The organism is Vibrio sp. bablab_jr001, from assembly GCF_016464285.1.
Classification (GTDB): domain Bacteria; phylum Pseudomonadota; class Gammaproteobacteria; order Enterobacterales; family Vibrionaceae; genus Vibrio; species Vibrio fluvialis.
In genome coordinates this window covers 59,925-77,225 of the sequence record NZ_JACDWZ010000108.1, presented here as the reverse complement: position 1 = coordinate 77,225, position 17,301 = coordinate 59,925, and the positions used below count along the sequence as shown (strand labels likewise).

The window sequence follows — 17,301 nt, the reverse complement described above, 5'->3', positions numbered from 1 at the left end:
TGATAACATTACTACGTAATGTTGAATTGACTGTGCTCGATACCGAAGTATCAAATTGGTCACTCAGTTCATTGATAAATCTTTTGCGATTATCATCAACGAGTGCCCACACAGATTGATAGGTTTAAGTTGTTAAAGAGCTTTCTTCCTGCTTCAGTGACCGAATCACCGTGGAAGAGGCGGCCATTTTAGCGAGATAAACTGTCGTGTCAAACACTTTTTTCAGTTTATTTTCGCGAGCTTTTCAGCTCTGAAAACGACCTTGCTGAACTGCTTTTGTTTCTTTCGAAGCTTTGCCGTGTCAGCGAGGGGGCATTATAGAGATCGAGCTCACATTGGCAAGCGCTTTTTCACGTTTTTTTTGATTTTTTAACTGTTTGACTGTTTTTTATTCACCAAGGGCTATTTCTACTACTCTTTCACTTCTAAACTGCCCTAAACAGCCCAGATAAGGAGGCGTAATGAGCGCTATTCGTAGTTATAAAGGAATCACTCCACAGATCGGTGAACGTGTCTATATAGATGAGAGTTCCGTTCTCGTTGGCGACATCAAGATTGGTAATGACGCCAGTATTTGGCCTCTGGTGGCGGCTCGCGGTGATGTGAACCACATTGTGATCGGCGCGCGCTCCAATATTCAGGATGGAAGTGTGTTGCATGTGACGCACAAGAATAACGAAAATCCAGACGGCTATCCGCTGATTATCGGTGAAGACGTGACCGTAGGGCATAAAGTGATGTTGCATGGCTGCACCATCCAAGATCGCGTGTTAGTCGGCATGGGCGCTATCGTATTGGATGGCGTAGTAGTAGAAAGTGATGTGATGATCGGTGCGGGCAGTTTAGTCCCACCTGGAAAACGCTTAGAAAGCGGCTATCTATATATAGGCAGCCCGGTGAAACAGGCTCGTCCTCTAAATGAAAAAGAAAGGGCCTTTTTAGTAAAGTCCGCACAAAACTACGTTCAGAATAAAAATGACTACCTGACGTCGGTTGAAGCCGTTAGCTAACCACTTCGATTTGTCCGCGCTGATTGTAGTCTTCTTCTTCAATCAGCGCTTCCGCTATTTCTTCCAAATCAAAACGCAGTGTCTGAAAAATAGCCAGAGCCTGTTGCTCACCATCAATCGTCTGTGCCGACAGACGGCTGAGTTCGGCAAGCGTCACGACACATTCAATGAGCGCTCCGGCCTGCTGTGCAGGAAACACCACGGCTTGCAGCTCATCATTCCAAGTTTGCATATCCGGAAATAAGATCGATTGGTTCATGATTAACCTTCTAAGTTTTTGCGCAGTTCACGCAGAATCTGTTTCGTCCCCGGACGTAAACCACGCCATAACATAAAACTTTCTGCCGCCTGCCCCACCAGCATCCCCAAACCGTCATACGCCTGAGCACACCCACTGTCTAATGCCCATTGGTTGAAAATGGTGTGACCTTTACCATACATCATGTCGTACGCCACACTGGTCGGCTGGAAAATCGCGGCGGAGATATCCGGTAAGGCACCATCCAGACTGGCCGACGTCGAGTTGATGATGACATCAAAACCGGAATTCAGCTGCGCCATTTCCACAGCGTTCACCTTACCGTACGGAGCAAAGCTCTCCGCTAACTGCTGCGCTTTGGCAAAGGTGCGGTTCGTAATGGTGATGCTGGCTGGCTGTTTATCTAATAAAGGCTTGAGCACACCACGCGCCGCGCCGCCGGAACCAATCAACAAAATTCGCGCGTCTTGCAACGGCACCTGATGCAACATCAGATCCTGCACCAGACCTTCACCATCCGTGTTGTCCCCCAGAATACCGCCATCATCGAGTTTTTTAAGCGTGTTAACCGCGCCAGCCAGTTGCGCCCGTTCCGTCAAGCGGGTGGCAAACGTGAACGCCGCTTCTTTAAACGGAACGGTGATGTTGCACCCTTTACCGCCGTGGGCAAAGAAATCTGTCGCGGCTTGCACAAAACCATCCACGGGCGCGAGTTGCGCGGTGTAGGTCATGGCCTGATTGGTTTGACGGGCAAATAAGGTATGAATGAAAGGTGATTTACTGTGGCCGATCGGGTTGCCGAACACCGCATACTGATCGTGTTGAAAATCCATGTTCCTGCCTGAAAGAAAGAGGGTCGCTGTATGCGACCCTATCACTCACCACTGGCTCTGTCACCACTCGCGCGGTACTAAAAATTGCTGTAATTCCGCTTCGGCGCTCCCCGCCTGTGGCTGATAACGATATTCCCAGCGCGCCAACGGCGGCATTGACATCAGAATCGACTCGGTGCGTCCACCCGATTGCAGGCCAAACAAAGTGCCGCGGTCAAAGACCAAGTTAAATTCGACATAACGGCCACGACGGTAGAGCTGGAACTCGCGTTCGCGTTCGCCATACGGAGTCGCTTTGCGGCGCTCGACAATCGGCAGATACGCCTGCGTGTACCCTTCGCCGACCGCCTTAATATAGTCAAAGCACTGCTCAAAGCTCCACTGATTGAGATCGTCAAAGAACAACCCGCCGATACCGCGGGTTTCCTCGCGATGCGGCAGATAGAAGTAACGATCGCACCATGCTTTATGCTCGGCGTAAACGTCATCACCAAACGGCGCGCACAGTGCTTTTGCCACACGGTGCCACTCATGACAATCCTGCTCAAACGGATAGAAGGGCGTGAGATCAAATCCGCCGCCAAACCACCAAATCGGCGCCTCACCCTCTTTTTCAGCAATGAAAAAACGCACGTTCGCATGCGAAGTCGGTACGTATGGGTTCTTGGGGTGCATCACTAATGACACGCCCATGGCTTCAAAACGGCGTCCGGCCAGTTCCGGGCGGTGTGCGGTTGCCGATGCGGGCATCTGCTGACCTTCCACATGGGAGAAATTCACCCCGCCCTGTTCAAACACATGACCATGACGCATCACGCGCGTGCGACCACCGCCGCCGAGCTTTTCGCCCGGCTCACGATGCCAGGCATCTTCTTCAAATGTGGCACCGCCATCGACGGCTTCCAACTGCTGGCAAATGCTGTCTTGTAGCGACAACAGAAATTGTTTGACGGCTTCTTTATTGATGGTTGGCATCGTTACTTCCTTTGCTGACTTAGCCTTGTCTCAGTACCTGGAGCGTTTTGGCATCGCGAATTTCACTGGGCTTATTGCGTCCACCGGTTTCGCCTTGCAGAATCGCCACCAGCTTATCACCGAGCTGCTGTTCGACTTCCTGTGTGGTCATGCATGGTGGCAAACCCGACAGATTCGCACTGGTTGAGGTCAGCGGCTTGCCATACGCCAAACACAGCTTCTGCACCAACGGATGATCGGTCACGCGCACGGCGATGGTATCAAACTGGCCGCTCACCCAATGCGAGACACGCTCGCTGGCTGGCATGATCCAGGTCACCGGCCCCGGCCAGGTCGACTGCACTCGCTCCAACTGCTCTTGAGTCAGTTGGCTTTCATCAATATAAGGCAGCAGTTGTTGGTACGACGCAGCGATCAGAATCAGGCCCTTCTCGACCGGACGCTGCTTGAGTTGCAGCAACTTTTCAATCGCCTGCGGATTGTCCGGATCACACCCGACACCAAACACACCTTCAGTGGGATAAGCGATCACTTCACCGGACTGCAACGCTTGCAGTGTATGTTCAAAATTATTCACCAGAGTTTCCTAAGTTGAGCTGACTTTTTATTTGCGGCCTAGTGTACAAATTATCCGGCGCAACGGCTAAATCTAATTCGGGATAAATTATACCGCTACACTTTCAATCACTGCGCAAACGTTTGCTTGAAAGTAAAATCCCCGTATAATGCGCGCACAAACGCTCACCTAATTTATAACGCTTGAAGGAGTTTGAGATGAAAGTCGGCATTATCATGGGTTCAAAATCGGATTGGCCAACCATGAAGCTTGCAGCAGAGATGCTGGATCAATTTGGTGTTGCTTACGAAACCAAAGTGGTTTCCGCGCACCGTACCCCTCAACTTCTGGCCGGTTACGCCACCAGTGCCAAAGAGCGTGGACTAAAAGTGATCATCGCTGGCGCTGGCGGCGCGGCACACCTTCCCGGCATGACCGCGGCATTCACCAGCCTACCCGTACTGGGCGTTCCGGTACAGTCGCGTGCGTTGTCGGGCATCGACTCTCTTTATTCTATCGTTCAGATGCCTAAAGGCATCGCGGTCGGCACTCTGGCGATTGGTGAAGCTGGCGCCGCGAATGCAGGGCTGCTGGCTGCACAAATCATTGGTGCATTCGATGAAAGCGTGATGGCGAAAGTGGAAGCATTCCGCGCCGCACAAACCGAAGCCGTGCTGGCTAACCCAAACCCAGCCGAGGAATAAATCATGCACGTATTGGTATTAGGTTCCGGTCAACTCGCGCGCATGATGTCTCTGGCCGGGGCGCCGCTCAACATTGAAATTTCAGCCTTTGACGTCAATACCCAGAACGTGGTGCATCCGCTGACGCAGGCTGTAATTGGCCATGGTTTGGAACAGGCAATTGCCGGTGCGGATGTGATTACCGCCGAATTTGAACACATTCCTCACGATGTGCTGGCCGTGTGTGAACGCAGCGGAAAATTTCTGCCAAGTACCGACGCGATTAAAGCCGGTGGCGATCGCCGTCTAGAAAAAGCACTGCTGGACAACGCGGGCGTACGCAACGCCAAATACGCAGTGATCACCAACCGCGCTGAATTTGATGCTGCGATTGATTACGTCGGCATTCCCATGGTGCTGAAAACCGCCTTGGGTGGCTATGATGGCAAAGGCCAATGGCGTCTCAAAACCCCACAAGATAGCGACACGATTTGGGCCGACATGGCACAAGCACTGGCGGCATCTGAGCAACAGGCGATTGTGGCGGAAGAGTTCGTGCCCTTTGATCGCGAAGTGTCGCTGGTTGGCGCGCGTGGCAAAGATGGCGAGATCGCGGTGTATCCACTGGCCGAGAACGTGCACGTGAACGGCGTCCTCAGCCTGTCGACCGCTATTGATGCGCCAGAATTACAAGAGCAAGCGAAGCAGATGTTTACCGCCGTGGCTGAAAGCCTGAATTACGTCGGCGTGCTGGCGCTGGAGTTTTTCGACGTCCAGGGGACGTTGCTGGTCAATGAAATTGCGCCGCGCGTGCACAACTCTGGCCACTGGACTCAGCAGGGCGCAGAAACCTGTCAGTTTGAAAATCATCTGCGCGCGGTGTGCGGACTGCCACTGGGCAGCACCAAGCTGATTCGCGAAACTGCGATGATCAACATTCTGGGTGAAGACACCTTGCCTGATGCTCTGCTGGCGATGGAAGGCTGCCATATTCACTGGTATGGCAAAGACAAACGTCCCGGACGCAAAATGGGTCACATCAACGTCACCGCCGATTACAGTGGCGAATTACAACGTAAGCTATGTCAACTGGCAGCAGTTCTCGATCCAACAGCCTTTCCGGCGGTACAGGAAGTGGCGCAGCAGATTAAGCACTAGACCCTGAATTCAATACCAACAAAAACGGCGCGATTAAGCGCCGTTTTTCATTTCGGTTTGAGTGTGACCACATTTTTTGTCGGCACACTGATACTTGGTACCACTGGCGAGTTTCTTTTCAATCAGCAACGGATAACCGCACGCTTGGCACTGCCCCACCACGGGTGGTTGATTGAGTGCAAATTTGCATTTTGGAAACGCGTCACAAGCAAAAAATGCCTTGCCAAAGCGATTCTTACGTTCAACCAAATGGCCTTTGCCACATTCAGGGCAAGTAATCTGGGTTTCTACCACCAATTCTTGTGGTGCCGTGTCCGGCGACTCAATATGATGACATTCAGGATAATGGCTACAGCCGATAAACATACCGTAGCGTCCCTGCCGCAACACCAGTTCATGTCCACACTCCGGGCACGGCACGCCAAGCTCTTTGATGATATGGCCGTCATTCTGATACAGGGGTTTAATGAAGTCGCAGCCAGGATACTGACTGCAACCCAAGAAAGGACCGTGTTTGCCGTGTCGAAGCTGCAACGCAGCGCCGCATTTGGGACACGGTTCGTGATTCAGCGCCTGCTCATGGGCTGAAAACAACTGGTGATCGATTTTTTTACCGCTCATGTGTACTACTTACGTTGCCACTAATCTTACTTAATGAACAATACCTTGCTCTTTGCTGTACAACAGCTCTTCCATTAGCGTGTAAGCATTTTCATTCCCTGGCACATTAAATAGCACCATCAGAATGATCCACTTGAGGTCATCGAGTTCAAACTCATTGGTTTCCAAGCCCATGACGCGATCAATCACCATCTCACGCGTTTCAGGTGTCAGCACTTTGATTTGCTCAAGGAACATCAAAAAACCGCGCGATTCCGTATCCAAACGCTCCATTTCCTGCGCGGTAAAGATACGCACTGATGTGGCCGCGCTGGTTGCAATCGCGGAATGTGCATCGGTCTGCTGCAGCGCAGCCAGCTCTTCTAACCAGTGAAGGGCTTTGTAGATGTCTTTTTGGTGAAATCCGGCCCGAAGCAGTTCATCTTCGAGTTCGTCTTGGTCCACTTGCAACTCTGCATCGCTATGGATATAAGTTTCAAATAGATACATCAGAATATCCATCATCATAGCTAGCCCCTCCCCTTACGAATATAGCCACCGGAAACTGCAACAACATGCCCTGAAAGCTCAAGCTCCAGGAGCTGCATCATGACATCCTGGACAGGTATATTGGTCCTGTTTGCAAGAATATCAACTGGTGTAGCCTCTCCCCCTACGTTAGCTAACAGCTCGGGAAATGGCAATTCTTCTTCGTTATATGTGCCAGAAAAAAGTTCTGTCTGCTCAGGTTGTGGCTGATTTCGGCTCCAGTCCATCAAACTGCTGACTTCTTCGAGAATATGATCGACATGTTGTACCAAACACGCCCCTTGTCGAATCAACTGGTTACTGCCGAGGCTATTCGGGTTGCGAATTGAGCCCGGCACGACAAACACCTCTCGGCTCTGTTCGGCAGCATAACGCGCGGTGATGAGCGAGCCACTTTTTTCCGCCGCTTCCACCACCAGAACGCCCAATGACAACCCACTGATAATACGATTACGACGCGGAAAATGATCAGGTCGAGGCTTGGCATCAGGGCGAAATTCCGACACCAAGGCGCCTCTGTCAACAATACGCCCCGCCAACGCGCGATGGCGAGCCGGATAAATACATTCCAGCCCCGAGCCCAGCACCGCAATAGTTTCCCCACCGGCTTTGAGTGCGCCATCATGCGCGTAGCCATCAATACCAAGCGCCAGACCACTGGTGACCACCAAACCATGTTCGACTAATTGCGTGGCAAATTGATGAGCAATTTGCTGACTGTCGATACTGGCGTTGCGACTGCCGACAATAGCAATTTGCGGCGCACGCAGCGCTTCAAGCCGCCCCTCCACAAACAGCACTGGCGGAGCGGCGGCGATTTCGGTCAATAACGAGGGATAGTACGCATGAAACGGCGTCAGAATATGGCGATTATCAGCCTGCTCACTCCAACGCAGGCAGGCATCGACGTCTTGATCGGCCTGCCGCTGCAAATACTGAATCTGGTTGTCTTTCAGCCCTACGGCCAAGCCGTCACGATTCAGGTGTTGTTTGAGGTCAGACAGCGCGTAACGACTGGCTAAACGCTGCAATGTTCGGATACCGAGTTGAGGAGTAAAACTGAAAGCCAGCCAAGCAGCCAGATCGCGTTCGAGCATCAACTGGCAGGCTCTGCCTGAACCACACTTGCGGTGGCTTCGAGCTCTGGCGTCTGCGGAGATTGTGCCTGCACCGCGGTATCAATCGGCTCCAAACTTTCGGTGATAAGCGCAAGACTAAACGCCGCATAAGGACGAATCACCATCAGGCTACCAATTTTGTGCGCAGGCAATACCAATGCATCGTCACCGTGTTGAGACTCATAGCTGTAGTGTCCATCATCGGCATACACCGCCACTCCTGAGCGGAACAGTTCAAACATACTGCCCTGAACCAGCGCGTCATCTGTTCCTTTGTCGATGACCACGACCTGGTTTTGGCCCGCATACTGGCTGCCTTCCAACGAACCCAAAATCTGGGCTGTGAGCGATTGCGGTGCAGGCCTAGGGAAAAAGGACGTCGTTACGTTTAACCCTTCCAACCCGGTTTCCGGCAATGCAATGTCGTTTACGCGAATCTCATGCCGTTGCTGACGCACCAGCAGCTCACTGGTTTGCTGACGGTTGCTGCCAAGCTGAGCAGTCGCAATCAGTCGCAGAGCAGTCATCACCTGGCCGTCGCGTTCAAACTCCGTCATCGGGCGATAAATTCCCCACTGCGCATGAGTTTGAGGTCCGGCAATATAAACAGGCTCGCCAGCCGTCAGGTATTGCAGCCCATCCCCCGCGCCCATAACACGAAGACTCTCTTTCATCTCCATCGCATCAACCAGGCGATCCGTGTGCAGATAGGGCAACAACAACTCTTCGTCGACCGTCGGTAGCGAATGCTTCTCCACAACGCGAACTTTCGGGCTGAGTTTCACCATCGGCTTCAGGCTCAGTGTGGGCTGGCCATCACGCCAAACCAACGTCAGTTTATCGCCGGGATAGATAAGATCAGGGTTATTGATATCAGGGTTGATTTGCCATAACCGTGGCCACAGCCAAGGGCTGTCGAGATACAACGCAGAGATATCCCACAAGGTGTCCCCTTTCACCACTGTATACGTCGTCGGCGCATTATCTTTCAGCACCAACGGCGGAGCCGACTGCGCGCAGGCACCGAATGCAGCCAGAAATAGCGGCAATAAACGAGGTTGTAATACTGAGGCGAAACGACGTGTCAGTCTGGTCATGACCTTGCTTCCCTGATCGAAAGAATTAAGAAGGATTCGGAGAAATCTCGCAGGATGCTGTCATTTAGGTCATAAAATGTCTAGAATTGAGCCAACAAGCGTTAAGCTGTTTCGGCACAGTTCAATTTTTCGAGTGTATATGTCTGTATTACAAGTATTAACATTCCCGGATGATCGTCTTCGCACCGTTGCTAAGCCGGTTGAGAAAGTCACCCCAGAGATTCAGAAGATCGTCGACGACATGATTGAAACCATGTACGACGAAGAAGGCATTGGCCTTGCTGCAACTCAGGTTGACGTTCACCAGCGTATCGTGGTGATCGATATTTCAGAAACTCGTGATGAGCCAATGGTTCTAATCAACCCGGTCATCCTAGAAAAACGCGGTGAAGACGGCATTGAAGAAGGCTGCCTATCTGTCCCTGGCGCTCGCGCTCTGGTCCCTCGCGCCGCAGAAGTGACCGTCAAAGCGTTAGACCGCAACGGTGACGAATACAGCTTTGAAGCCGATGACCTGCTGGCGATCTGTGTACAGCACGAGCTGGACCACCTGGAAGGCAAACTGTTTGTCGACTACCTGTCGCCACTCAAACGCAACCGCATCAAAGAGAAGCTGGAAAAAATCAAACGCTTCAACGAAAAGAATCAATAAACATACAGAGAGGTGACCTTGAGCCAATCATTACGTATTGTCTTTGCAGGTACTCCGGATTTCGCCGCCCGTCACTTGGCGGCGTTATTGTCTTCGGAGCACGAGGTGATCGCGGTTTACACTCAACCGGATCGCCCAGCCGGCCGCGGTAAAAAACTCACCGCCAGCCCGGTCAAAAACCTGGCGCTCGAGCACAACATTCCGGTATATCAACCAGAAAATTTCAAATCTGATGAAGCCAAGCAAGAGCTGGCTGCACTGAATGCCGACATCATGGTCGTCGTGGCTTATGGCTTGCTGTTGCCAAAAGCAGTACTTGATACACCTAAACTGGGTTGCATCAACGTGCACGGTTCGATTCTGCCACGCTGGCGCGGCGCCGCACCGATTCAACGCTCGATTTGGGCGGGTGATGCGGAAACGGGCGTGACCATCATGCAGATGGATGTCGGTCTTGATACCGGCGACATGCTCAAGATTGCCACGCTGCCGATTGAAGCCAGCGACACCAGCGGCTCCATGTACGACAAGCTGGCAGAACTCGGCCCGCAAGCTCTGGTTGAATGCCTGAGCGATATCGCACAAGGTACGGCAGTCGCGGTCAAACAGGACGACGCCCTAGCGAACTACGCACAAAAATTGAGTAAAGAAGAAGCCAAAATTGACTGGACTCTGAGTGCTCAGGCGATTGAGCGCTGCGTACGTGCATTCAACCCGTGGCCAATGAGCCACTTCGCGGTCGCTGACAACCAGATCAAAGTCTGGCAGGCGCGCGTCGAAGCGGGCAGTTCCAACCAAGCGGCGGGGACCATTCTCAAAGCAGACAAAACCGGCATTTATGTCGCCACTGGTGCAGAGATTCTGGTACTGGAAAGCCTGCAGATTCCGGGCAAAAAAGCCCTGCCAGTGCAGGACATCCTCAACGCCAGAGCAAGCTGGTTTGAAGTTGGCTCCCAACTGAATTAATCTCACGGCCCTACTGAGTAGGGTCGTTACTTTTTGTATTAGGTTTAACTATGAATGTTCGCGCTGCTGCCGCTCAGGTTCTGTTCCAAGTTGTCGATAAAGGTCAGTCTTTGTCGATGGCACTTCCGGCGGCTCAACAAAACATCCGTCCTCGCGATCACGCTCTGTTGCAGGAAATCTGCTACGGTGCGCTGCGCTACCTGCCAAGACTGGAATCCATCGCCAACACACTGATGGATAACCCGCTCAAAGGCAAACAACGCGTGTTCCACCACCTGATTCTGGTGGGCATTTACCAACTGAGCTTTATGCGTATTCCTGCACATGCGGCCGTGGGTGAAACGGTTGAAGGCGCCCAAGATCTCAAAGGTCCGCGCCTGCGTGGCCTGATTAACGCCGTGTTGCGTAACTATCAGCGCAATCAGGAACAACTGGATGCTCAGGCTGTCAGCCATAATGCGGGTAAATACGGTCATCCAAGCTGGCTGCTGAAATTGCTGCAAAATGCCTATCCACAGCAGTGGGAGGCGATCGTTGAAGCCAACAACAGCAAAGCGCCGATGTGGCTGCGAGTGAACCATCAGCACCACGACCGCGATGCGTATCAGGCGCTGCTCAATAATGAAAACATTGATAGCAGCGTACATTCACAGGCTGAAGACGCACTAAAATTAGCCGCGCCGTGTGATGTCACCAAACTGCCGGGGTTTGAAAAAGGCTGGGTGTCCGTTCAGGACGCAGCTGCGCAGTTGTCTCTGCACTACCTGCAGCCTCAGGATGGCGAGCTGATTCTTGATTGCTGCGCCGCACCGGGCGGCAAAACCGCCCATATTCTGGAACGGACGCAAGGGAGCGAAGTGGTTGCCATCGACTGTGACGATACCCGCCTCAAACGCGTGCATGACAACCTCAAACGCCTGAACCTGAGCGCCAAAGTGGTGTGCGGCGATGCCCGTTACCCTCAAGAATGGTGGCAGGGCAGCCAGTTTGACCGCATTCTGCTCGATGCACCGTGTTCGGCAACGGGCGTAATTCGCCGTCATCCGGACATCAAATGGCTGCGCCGCGCGGAAGATATTGCGGCATTAGCGGAGCTACAACGCGAAATTCTCGACGCAATGTGGCAACAGTTGAAACCGGGTGGTACTTTGGTGTACGCAACGTGTTCAATTACACCGCAGGAAAACGTGCTGCAGGTGAAAGATTTCTTAGCGCGCACATCTGACGCGCAGCTTGTGGGTTCGGAGCTGGATAATCCGGGCCGCCAGATTCTGCCTGGTGAAGAGGATATGGACGGCTTCTACTATGCCGTTCTGACTAAACAAGCGTAAAAACGATGCAAAGGCAGCTCTCGGGCTGCCTTTGGCGTGCAATAACAAGAGAATAAGGTATGAAAATCATCATTCTTGGTGCAGGTCAGGTCGGCGGTACGCTGGCGGAAAACCTGGTCGGGGAAAACAACGACATCACTGTCGTGGATAAAAACAGCGACCGTCTGCGCGAACTACAAGATAAATATGATTTACGCGTGGTGAACGGCCATGCCAGCCACCCGGACGTGCTACGCGAAGCCGGCGCTCAGGACGCCGACATGCTTGTTGCGGTGACCAACACCGATGAAACCAACATGGTGGCCTGTCAGGTCGCGTTCACTCTGTTTAACACGCCAAACCGTATCGCCCGCATCCGTTCGCCGGAGTATCTGGCGGAGAAAGAAGCCTTATTCCAGTCCGGCGCGGTCCCGGTCGATCACCTGATCGCCCCGGAAGAGCTGGTGACCAGTTATATCGAGCGCTTGGTGCAATACCCGGGCGCGCTGCAAGTCGTCAGCTTTGCGGAAGAGAAAGTCAGCCTGGTTGCGGTCAAAGCCTATTATGGCGGCCCGCTGGTGGGCAATGCGCTGTCTGCGCTGCGCGAACACATGCCGCACATCGATACCCGTGTGGCGGCAATTTTCCGCCAAGGACGCCCGATTCGTCCGCAAGGCACCACCATTATTGAAGCCGACGATGAAGTGTTCTTCGTCGCGGCCAGCAACCACATCCGTTCAGTGATGAGTGAGCTGCAACGCCTGGAAAAACCGTATCGCCGCATCATGATTGTCGGTGGGGGTAACATCGGTGCCAGCCTCGCCAAGCGTCTGGAACACAGCTACAGCGTGAAACTGATTGAGCGCAACTACCAGCGCGCGGAACAGCTGTCAGAAGAGCTGGAAAACACCATCGTCTTCTGTGGTGATGCCGCCGATCAGGAGCTGCTGACCGAAGAGAACATCGATCAGGTGGATGTGTTTATCGCGCTGACCAACGAAGATGAAACCAACATCATGTCCGCCATGCTGGCGAAGCGCATGGGCGCGAAAAAGGTGATGGTACTGATTCAGCGCGGGGCATACGTCGATTTGGTTCAGGGCGGCGTGATTGACGTGGCGATTTCACCACAGCAAGCGACCATCTCAGCCCTGCTGACTCACGTTCGCCGCGCCGACATCGTCAACGTTTCTTCACTGCGCCGTGGCGCAGCAGAGGCGATTGAAGCTGTCGCGCATGGTGATGAAACCACCTCCAAAGTGGTTGGCCGCGCTGTGGGCGACATCAAACTGCCGCCGGGCACGACGATTGGTGCCATCGTGCGTGGTGAAGAAGTGCTGATCGCCCACGATCGCACTGTTATTGAACAGGATGATCACGTCGTGATGTTCCTCGTCGACAAGAAATACGTGCCCGACGTGGAAGCCCTGTTCCAACCGAGTCCGTTCTTCCTATAGGTTCCCGGCGTTATGCTCAATTTACGCCCCATCATGTTTGTCATCGGGCTGGTTTTATCGAAACTGGCTCTGTTTATGTACGTCCCGACTCTGGTGGCATTTTTCACCGGGACGGGCGGCTTTCTCGACTTTGCTCAGGCGGTGATCATCACGCACATCGCGGCATTTATCTGTCTGTCGATTGGCCGGACAGCGAATTTCCGCCTCAGCGTGCGCGACATGTTCCTCATCACCAGTCTGGTGTGGACCATCGCCAGCGCGTTCGCCGCGTTGCCGTTCGTATTCATCAACCACATCAGCTTCACCGATGCCTACTTTGAGACCATGTCCGGTATCACCACTACCGGCTCAACGGTGCTCAGTGGCCTCGATGACATGGCTCCCAGCATTCTGCTGTGGCGTTCTATTTTGCAGTGGCTTGGCGGAGTCGGCTTTATCGTGATGGCGGTAGCGGTGCTGCCGATGCTCAACGTCGGAGGTATGCGCCTGTTCCAGACCGAATCGTCCGACTGGTCAGATAAAAGCAGTCCGCGCGCCAAAACCGTGGCGAAGAACATCGTGGTGGTGTATCTGGTGCTGACTGGTCTGTGCATCATCGGCTATATGGTTACCGGCATGCGTCTGTTTGATGCCATCAACCACGCGTTCACCACTCTTTCTACCGGCGGTTATTCGACCTCCGACGGTTCAATGAACCATTTCTCCAACGGTTCACACTGGGTCGCAACTTTGTTTATGTTCCTTGGTGGTCTGCCATTTCTGCTGTTTGTCACCGCCATGCGTAAACGCCGCCCGCAAGAGCTGTTTAAAGATGCTCAGGTGCAGGGCTTCTTCCTGCTGTTTATCATCAGCAGCCTGATTGTTGCTGCCTGGCTGCACTTCAATAATGGCTATGCAATGCTGGATGCGCTGCGCGTCTCGATGTTCAACATTGTGTCAGTGGTGACGACCACAGGTTATGGTCTCGATGACTTCACCGCCTGGGGCGCGCTGCCAAGTACCATTTTTGCGTTTCTGATGATGGTGGGAGCCTGTTCCGGTTCCACCTCCGGCGGGATCAAGATTTTCCGTTTTCAAATCTGTTTTGCGCTGCTCAATAAGCAGATGATGAAACTGATCCACCCGTCCGGTGTGTTCGTTCAGCGTTACAATCAGCGCCCGGTGAACGAAGACATCGTCCGTTCGGTGGTGGCGTTTGGTCTGACGTTTATTATTACGATTATCGCCATCGCCGGCTCGTTGTCGGCTATGGGGCTCGACCCAATCACCAGTATCTCCGGCGCGATTACTGCGGTCGCCAACGTCGGCCCGGGAATGGGGAGCGTGATTGGTCCAACGGGTAACTTTGCTTCGCTGCCTGATAGCGCGAAGTGGATTTTAAGTTTTGGTATGTTGATGGGACGCTTGGAAATCCTCACCATTCTGGTGCTGTTCTTCCCAGCGTTCTGGCGACGTTAAGGATACACATGAAAAACCTGATCACTCTGATGATGGCAAGCTGGGCGCCTGTGGCGCTGGCGGGCGAAATCGTCACTCTGCAAGATGGCCGCGACGTGCAGCTTAATGATGACTTTACCTGGCAATATGTGCAGCCAGTTGAGACGTCAAACTCAATGTCCGTCGCGCCAGCGAAACCTGAGGTTGTTGCGGCGGCTCCCGTCCTGGCCGCTCCACTGGTCAAAGCGCAACGCGGCAGCATGATTGAACTTGGCAGCACCAAACCGACGTTGCAACTGAGCAATTCTGGGGTGGATATCGTGCTGGGTAGCGCCCGTTACCGCGATGGCCAGTTGATTTTACCGACCGCCATCACCAACCAGAGCACGCAATCGGTGATCAACATTGTGCTTCAGGTCGAGATTCTGGATGAACAGGGCAACCTGCTGACCACGCAAACCACCACCATCTGGCAATCGATCAAACGTATGGCCGACACCTACTTACGTCCGCAAGCTTCTGTGGCAGGCAAGGCGATTGAAGTGAAAGTCGACGAGGCGCCGCGCTATCAGATCCGCGCCAGCGTTACTCAGGTTGAGTCGCGTTAAACCGGGTCGATATAGAGATAAATCGCAAGAAAGTGGCAGGCGCATCCGGCCAGCACAAACGCATGCCAGATGGCATGATTGTACGGAATGCGCTTCGCCACATAGAAAATAACGCCCAGCGAATACACCACCCCGCCCGCGGCAAGCAACGTCAACCCACCCACATCCAGATTCAGTGCCAACTGATAAATCACAATCAGCGACAACCACCCCATCGTCAGGTACGTCACCAATGACAAGCGTTTGAAGCGATAGACAAAAGCGATTTTCATGATGATGCCGATCAGCGCAATCGACCAGATGACAATCATCAGACCAAACGCCAATGGTGTGCGCAGACTGACCAGCAGGAATGGTGTATAGCTGCCGGCAATCAGTAAGTAGATGGCGCAGTGGTCAAAAGTTTTCAGCCAGCGTTTGGCGTTCTGATGTGGGATTGCATGATAGAGCGTCGAGGCGAGAAACAGCGCAATCATGCTGCCGCCATAGATGCTCATACTGACAATCGTCAGTGCATCAGCCCGGTGATCGACCGCTTTGACCAGCAGCAGCACCAGACCGACAATGCCGAGGATTAACCCGACGCCATGACTGATCGCATTGGCGACTTCTTCTTTGACGCTGTAAGCAGTATTCGACATATGATTCCCATAACCAGAGCGATAACTTCGCTCTAGTATGGCACACTCAGCGTACGCATGTAAGCTCGATTTTATGCTTACGATGTCGTATCAAGAAACTGCAATACTTGCTCGCCCGCCTGTGCTGGCGACTGAGAACTGGCGATCGTCAGTTGGCGTTTGAGCTCACCTTTGCCCAGCAAGCTTGCCAGCATGCCGCTCGCCCCCCGTTGGAAGCGATCGATTTCAAACCACATCTGCAACTGGTCTTTGTCGCGGTAAGCAACGATTTCCAATTCACGCCAACGGCCATGGAACGGGCCATCGGTCGGCACAAATTCAAACTCTTGCACAAACGGCAGAGCAAAGCCTTTGGCGGCTTCGCATTCAACCTGGCGCAGGCGCAGGCCCTGCTCTTCCAAGGCAGTGAAAATGCCATCCATCAACGGATCCGGACGCACAGTCAGAATGTCCTTGTCGCCCGGGTCGAGAGCCATGGCAATATCCAATCCGGTTTCGAGCCACACTTTGGCATCCCCGATCGTCACGGGCGTATTCCACGGCACATCCAGTTCCACTTCAAAATCGCGGGTTTCTCCGGCCATGATGGTAAACGCATAAGGCAACGACCAATCGGCGAGTGTGTAGGTTTGCGCCACGCGGCGAGTGCGATGCCCTTCCTGCTGACCCCGTTCAATCGGCGCTTCTTCGATATAGCGACAGCAGAGTTTGAGTTCGATATTGTCGATCGCTTGTTCCGTCGCACCACCATACACGTGAATCGTCACTTTCACTTTCTGGCCCGGAATCAGCGTTTCCTGCTGCAAGACAGAGTCAACTTTCGCCGATCCGATCCCGAAACTGGCGAGGGTTTTCTTCAGAAATGACATACACACCTCCTGTTGATGAGCAGCCAGTGTAAAGCGGAAAAGATTCCGAACACAATGGCGAGCCTCACACTACGCATCCATTTTTCTTTAGCATAAACATTGGTTAACTATCGATCATTTGCAAACTTGGTGCTACTCTAACTTCGATATGCAAGCATATCGTTATTCCTGAACAATTATTTGGATTGGCGCTCGCCAGAAAGAGCCACCCTTCTTCATTTTTATTCAGATGCAGAAGATCAACTCATAGTTGTTCAGGCCATTACATCGGCAATGGATATGCCTGACCGTTAGGTTAATGAATGCGCCCAACAGCTGTCAGGTTTTCGCACACCAACCGTAGTGCAATGCGCCGTCGCAGTGGTTTTGCTACTGCACCGGTTGCGAAAAAAATCGCGCCCGCGCCTACTCTTGTCGAGAAAAATGCAGTCTCTGCATCGCCAACAACAAAAGTGGTCCAGGCCGCTTAATAGAAAAGCGCAGTTTATCCTGCGCTTTTTTCTTTTCGTTCATTTCAGCTAAC

At 52.9% G+C, this 17,301-nt stretch carries 19 protein-coding genes; 9 read left to right on the top strand and 10 right to left on the bottom strand.

Going from position 1 to position 17,301, the window contains the following annotated elements; all coding sequences use genetic code 11:
* Window positions 1-461: 461 nt before the first annotated feature.
* Window positions 462-1,010 carry a gamma carbonic anhydrase family protein gene (locus tag JIG40_RS21645; protein WP_020332557.1) on the top strand — a complete coding sequence of 183 codons (549 nt, stop codon included), beginning with the start codon at window positions 462-464 and terminating at the stop codon, window positions 1,008-1,010.
* On the opposite strand, the gene JIG40_RS21640 is transcribed toward JIG40_RS21645, so the two are convergent.
* From JIG40_RS21640 to JIG40_RS21625, 4 genes are read right to left on the bottom strand one after another with little or no spacing between them, the layout of a single operon-like run.
* Complete coding sequence (locus JIG40_RS21640) at window positions 1,003-1,269, bottom strand: DUF1488 domain-containing protein (RefSeq protein WP_100268997.1); 267 nt, start codon at window positions 1,267-1,269, stop codon at window positions 1,003-1,005. The genes JIG40_RS21645 and JIG40_RS21640 overlap by 8 nt on opposite strands.
* Window positions 1,270-1,271: 2 nt before the next feature.
* Window positions 1,272-2,102, bottom strand: a complete 831-nt coding sequence (aroE, locus tag JIG40_RS21635) for a shikimate dehydrogenase (protein ID WP_154183773.1) — start codon at window positions 2,100-2,102, stop codon at window positions 1,272-1,274.
* Window positions 2,103-2,162: 60 nt separating this feature from the next.
* Window positions 2,163-3,077, bottom strand: a complete 915-nt coding sequence (gene hemF / locus JIG40_RS21630) for an oxygen-dependent coproporphyrinogen oxidase (RefSeq protein WP_199466076.1) — start codon at window positions 3,075-3,077, stop codon at window positions 2,163-2,165.
* Between the two features lie 19 nt (window positions 3,078-3,096).
* Window positions 3,097-3,654 (bottom strand): L-threonylcarbamoyladenylate synthase, encoded by a 558-nt coding sequence (locus tag JIG40_RS21625; protein ID WP_154183775.1) that lies wholly within the window; start codon window positions 3,652-3,654, stop codon window positions 3,097-3,099.
* Between the two features lie 197 nt (window positions 3,655-3,851).
* Between JIG40_RS21625 and purE the strand changes: the two genes are divergently transcribed.
* Together purE and JIG40_RS21615 are read left to right on the top strand one after the other, a co-directional pair.
* Window positions 3,852-4,337: a 5-(carboxyamino)imidazole ribonucleotide mutase gene (gene purE / locus JIG40_RS21620; RefSeq protein ID WP_199466075.1), complete on the top strand. Its 486-nt coding sequence runs from the start codon at window positions 3,852-3,854 to the stop codon at window positions 4,335-4,337.
* A gap of 3 nt (window positions 4,338-4,340) precedes the next feature.
* Window positions 4,341-5,474: a 5-(carboxyamino)imidazole ribonucleotide synthase gene (locus JIG40_RS21615; RefSeq protein WP_199466074.1), complete on the top strand. Its 1,134-nt coding sequence runs from the start codon at window positions 4,341-4,343 to the stop codon at window positions 5,472-5,474.
* A 33-nt stretch (window positions 5,475-5,507) separates the two neighbouring features.
* Here the strand turns inward: JIG40_RS21615 and JIG40_RS21610 are convergent, their stop codons facing one another.
* Genes JIG40_RS21610 through JIG40_RS21595 form a run of 4 tightly spaced genes read right to left on the bottom strand, consistent with a single transcriptional unit; the run spans window position 5,508 to window position 8,838 of the window.
* Window positions 5,508-6,095 carry a type I DNA topoisomerase gene (locus tag JIG40_RS21610; protein ID WP_199466073.1) on the bottom strand — a complete coding sequence of 196 codons (588 nt, stop codon included), beginning with the start codon at window positions 6,093-6,095 and terminating at the stop codon, window positions 5,508-5,510.
* A 30-nt stretch (window positions 6,096-6,125) separates the two neighbouring features.
* Window positions 6,126-6,602, bottom strand: a complete 477-nt coding sequence (locus tag JIG40_RS21605) for a DUF494 family protein (protein WP_020332565.1) — start codon at window positions 6,600-6,602, stop codon at window positions 6,126-6,128.
* A 2-nt stretch (window positions 6,603-6,604) separates the two neighbouring features.
* Window positions 6,605-7,720, bottom strand: a complete 1,116-nt coding sequence (gene dprA / locus JIG40_RS21600) for a DNA-processing protein DprA (protein ID WP_199466077.1) — start codon at window positions 7,718-7,720, stop codon at window positions 6,605-6,607.
* Window positions 7,720-8,838 (bottom strand): LysM peptidoglycan-binding domain-containing protein, encoded by a 1,119-nt coding sequence (locus JIG40_RS21595; RefSeq protein ID WP_199466072.1) that lies wholly within the window; start codon window positions 8,836-8,838, stop codon window positions 7,720-7,722. The genes dprA and JIG40_RS21595 overlap by 1 nt, the downstream gene beginning before the upstream one ends.
* Window positions 8,839-8,977: 139 nt before the next feature.
* Here JIG40_RS21595 and def point away from each other — a divergent pair, with 139 nt between their 5' ends.
* From def to JIG40_RS21565, 6 genes are read left to right on the top strand one after another with little or no spacing between them, the layout of a single operon-like run.
* Window positions 8,978-9,490, top strand: coding sequence for a peptide deformylase (gene def / locus JIG40_RS21590; RefSeq protein WP_020332568.1), 513 nt, complete (start codon window positions 8,978-8,980; stop codon window positions 9,488-9,490).
* Window positions 9,491-9,508: 18 nt separating this feature from the next.
* Window positions 9,509-10,456, top strand: a complete 948-nt coding sequence (gene fmt, locus JIG40_RS21585) for a methionyl-tRNA formyltransferase (protein ID WP_020332569.1) — start codon at window positions 9,509-9,511, stop codon at window positions 10,454-10,456.
* A 50-nt stretch (window positions 10,457-10,506) separates the two neighbouring features.
* The gene (rsmB, locus tag JIG40_RS21580) at window positions 10,507-11,787 is read left to right on the top strand and encodes a 16S rRNA (cytosine(967)-C(5))-methyltransferase RsmB (protein WP_199466071.1); all 1,281 of its coding nucleotides are present in this window, start codon (window positions 10,507-10,509) and stop codon (window positions 11,785-11,787) included.
* Between the two features lie 59 nt (window positions 11,788-11,846).
* On the top strand, window positions 11,847-13,223 hold the full coding sequence (gene trkA, locus JIG40_RS21575) for a Trk system potassium transporter TrkA (protein ID WP_020332571.1): 1,377 nt from the start codon (window positions 11,847-11,849) through the stop codon (window positions 13,221-13,223).
* A 12-nt stretch (window positions 13,224-13,235) separates the two neighbouring features.
* Entirely contained in the window at window positions 13,236-14,681 is a 1,446-nt protein-coding gene (locus JIG40_RS21570) for a TrkH family potassium uptake protein (protein ID WP_024374490.1), read from the top strand.
* 8 nt (window positions 14,682-14,689) lie between these two features.
* Window positions 14,690-15,268, top strand: coding sequence for a DUF3157 family protein (locus tag JIG40_RS21565; RefSeq protein WP_061057044.1), 579 nt, complete (start codon window positions 14,690-14,692; stop codon window positions 15,266-15,268).
* On the opposite strand, the gene JIG40_RS21560 is transcribed toward JIG40_RS21565, so the two are convergent.
* Both JIG40_RS21560 and JIG40_RS21555 read right to left on the bottom strand, forming a co-directional pair.
* Entirely contained in the window at window positions 15,265-15,909 is a 645-nt protein-coding gene (locus JIG40_RS21560; protein WP_020332575.1) for a hemolysin III family protein, read from the bottom strand. The two genes, JIG40_RS21565 and JIG40_RS21560, sit on opposite strands and share 4 nt — an antisense overlap.
* A gap of 77 nt (window positions 15,910-15,986) precedes the next feature.
* Window positions 15,987-16,778: a sporulation protein gene (locus tag JIG40_RS21555; RefSeq protein ID WP_024374487.1), complete on the bottom strand. Its 792-nt coding sequence runs from the start codon at window positions 16,776-16,778 to the stop codon at window positions 15,987-15,989.
* Window positions 16,779-17,301: the final 523 nt, after the last annotated feature.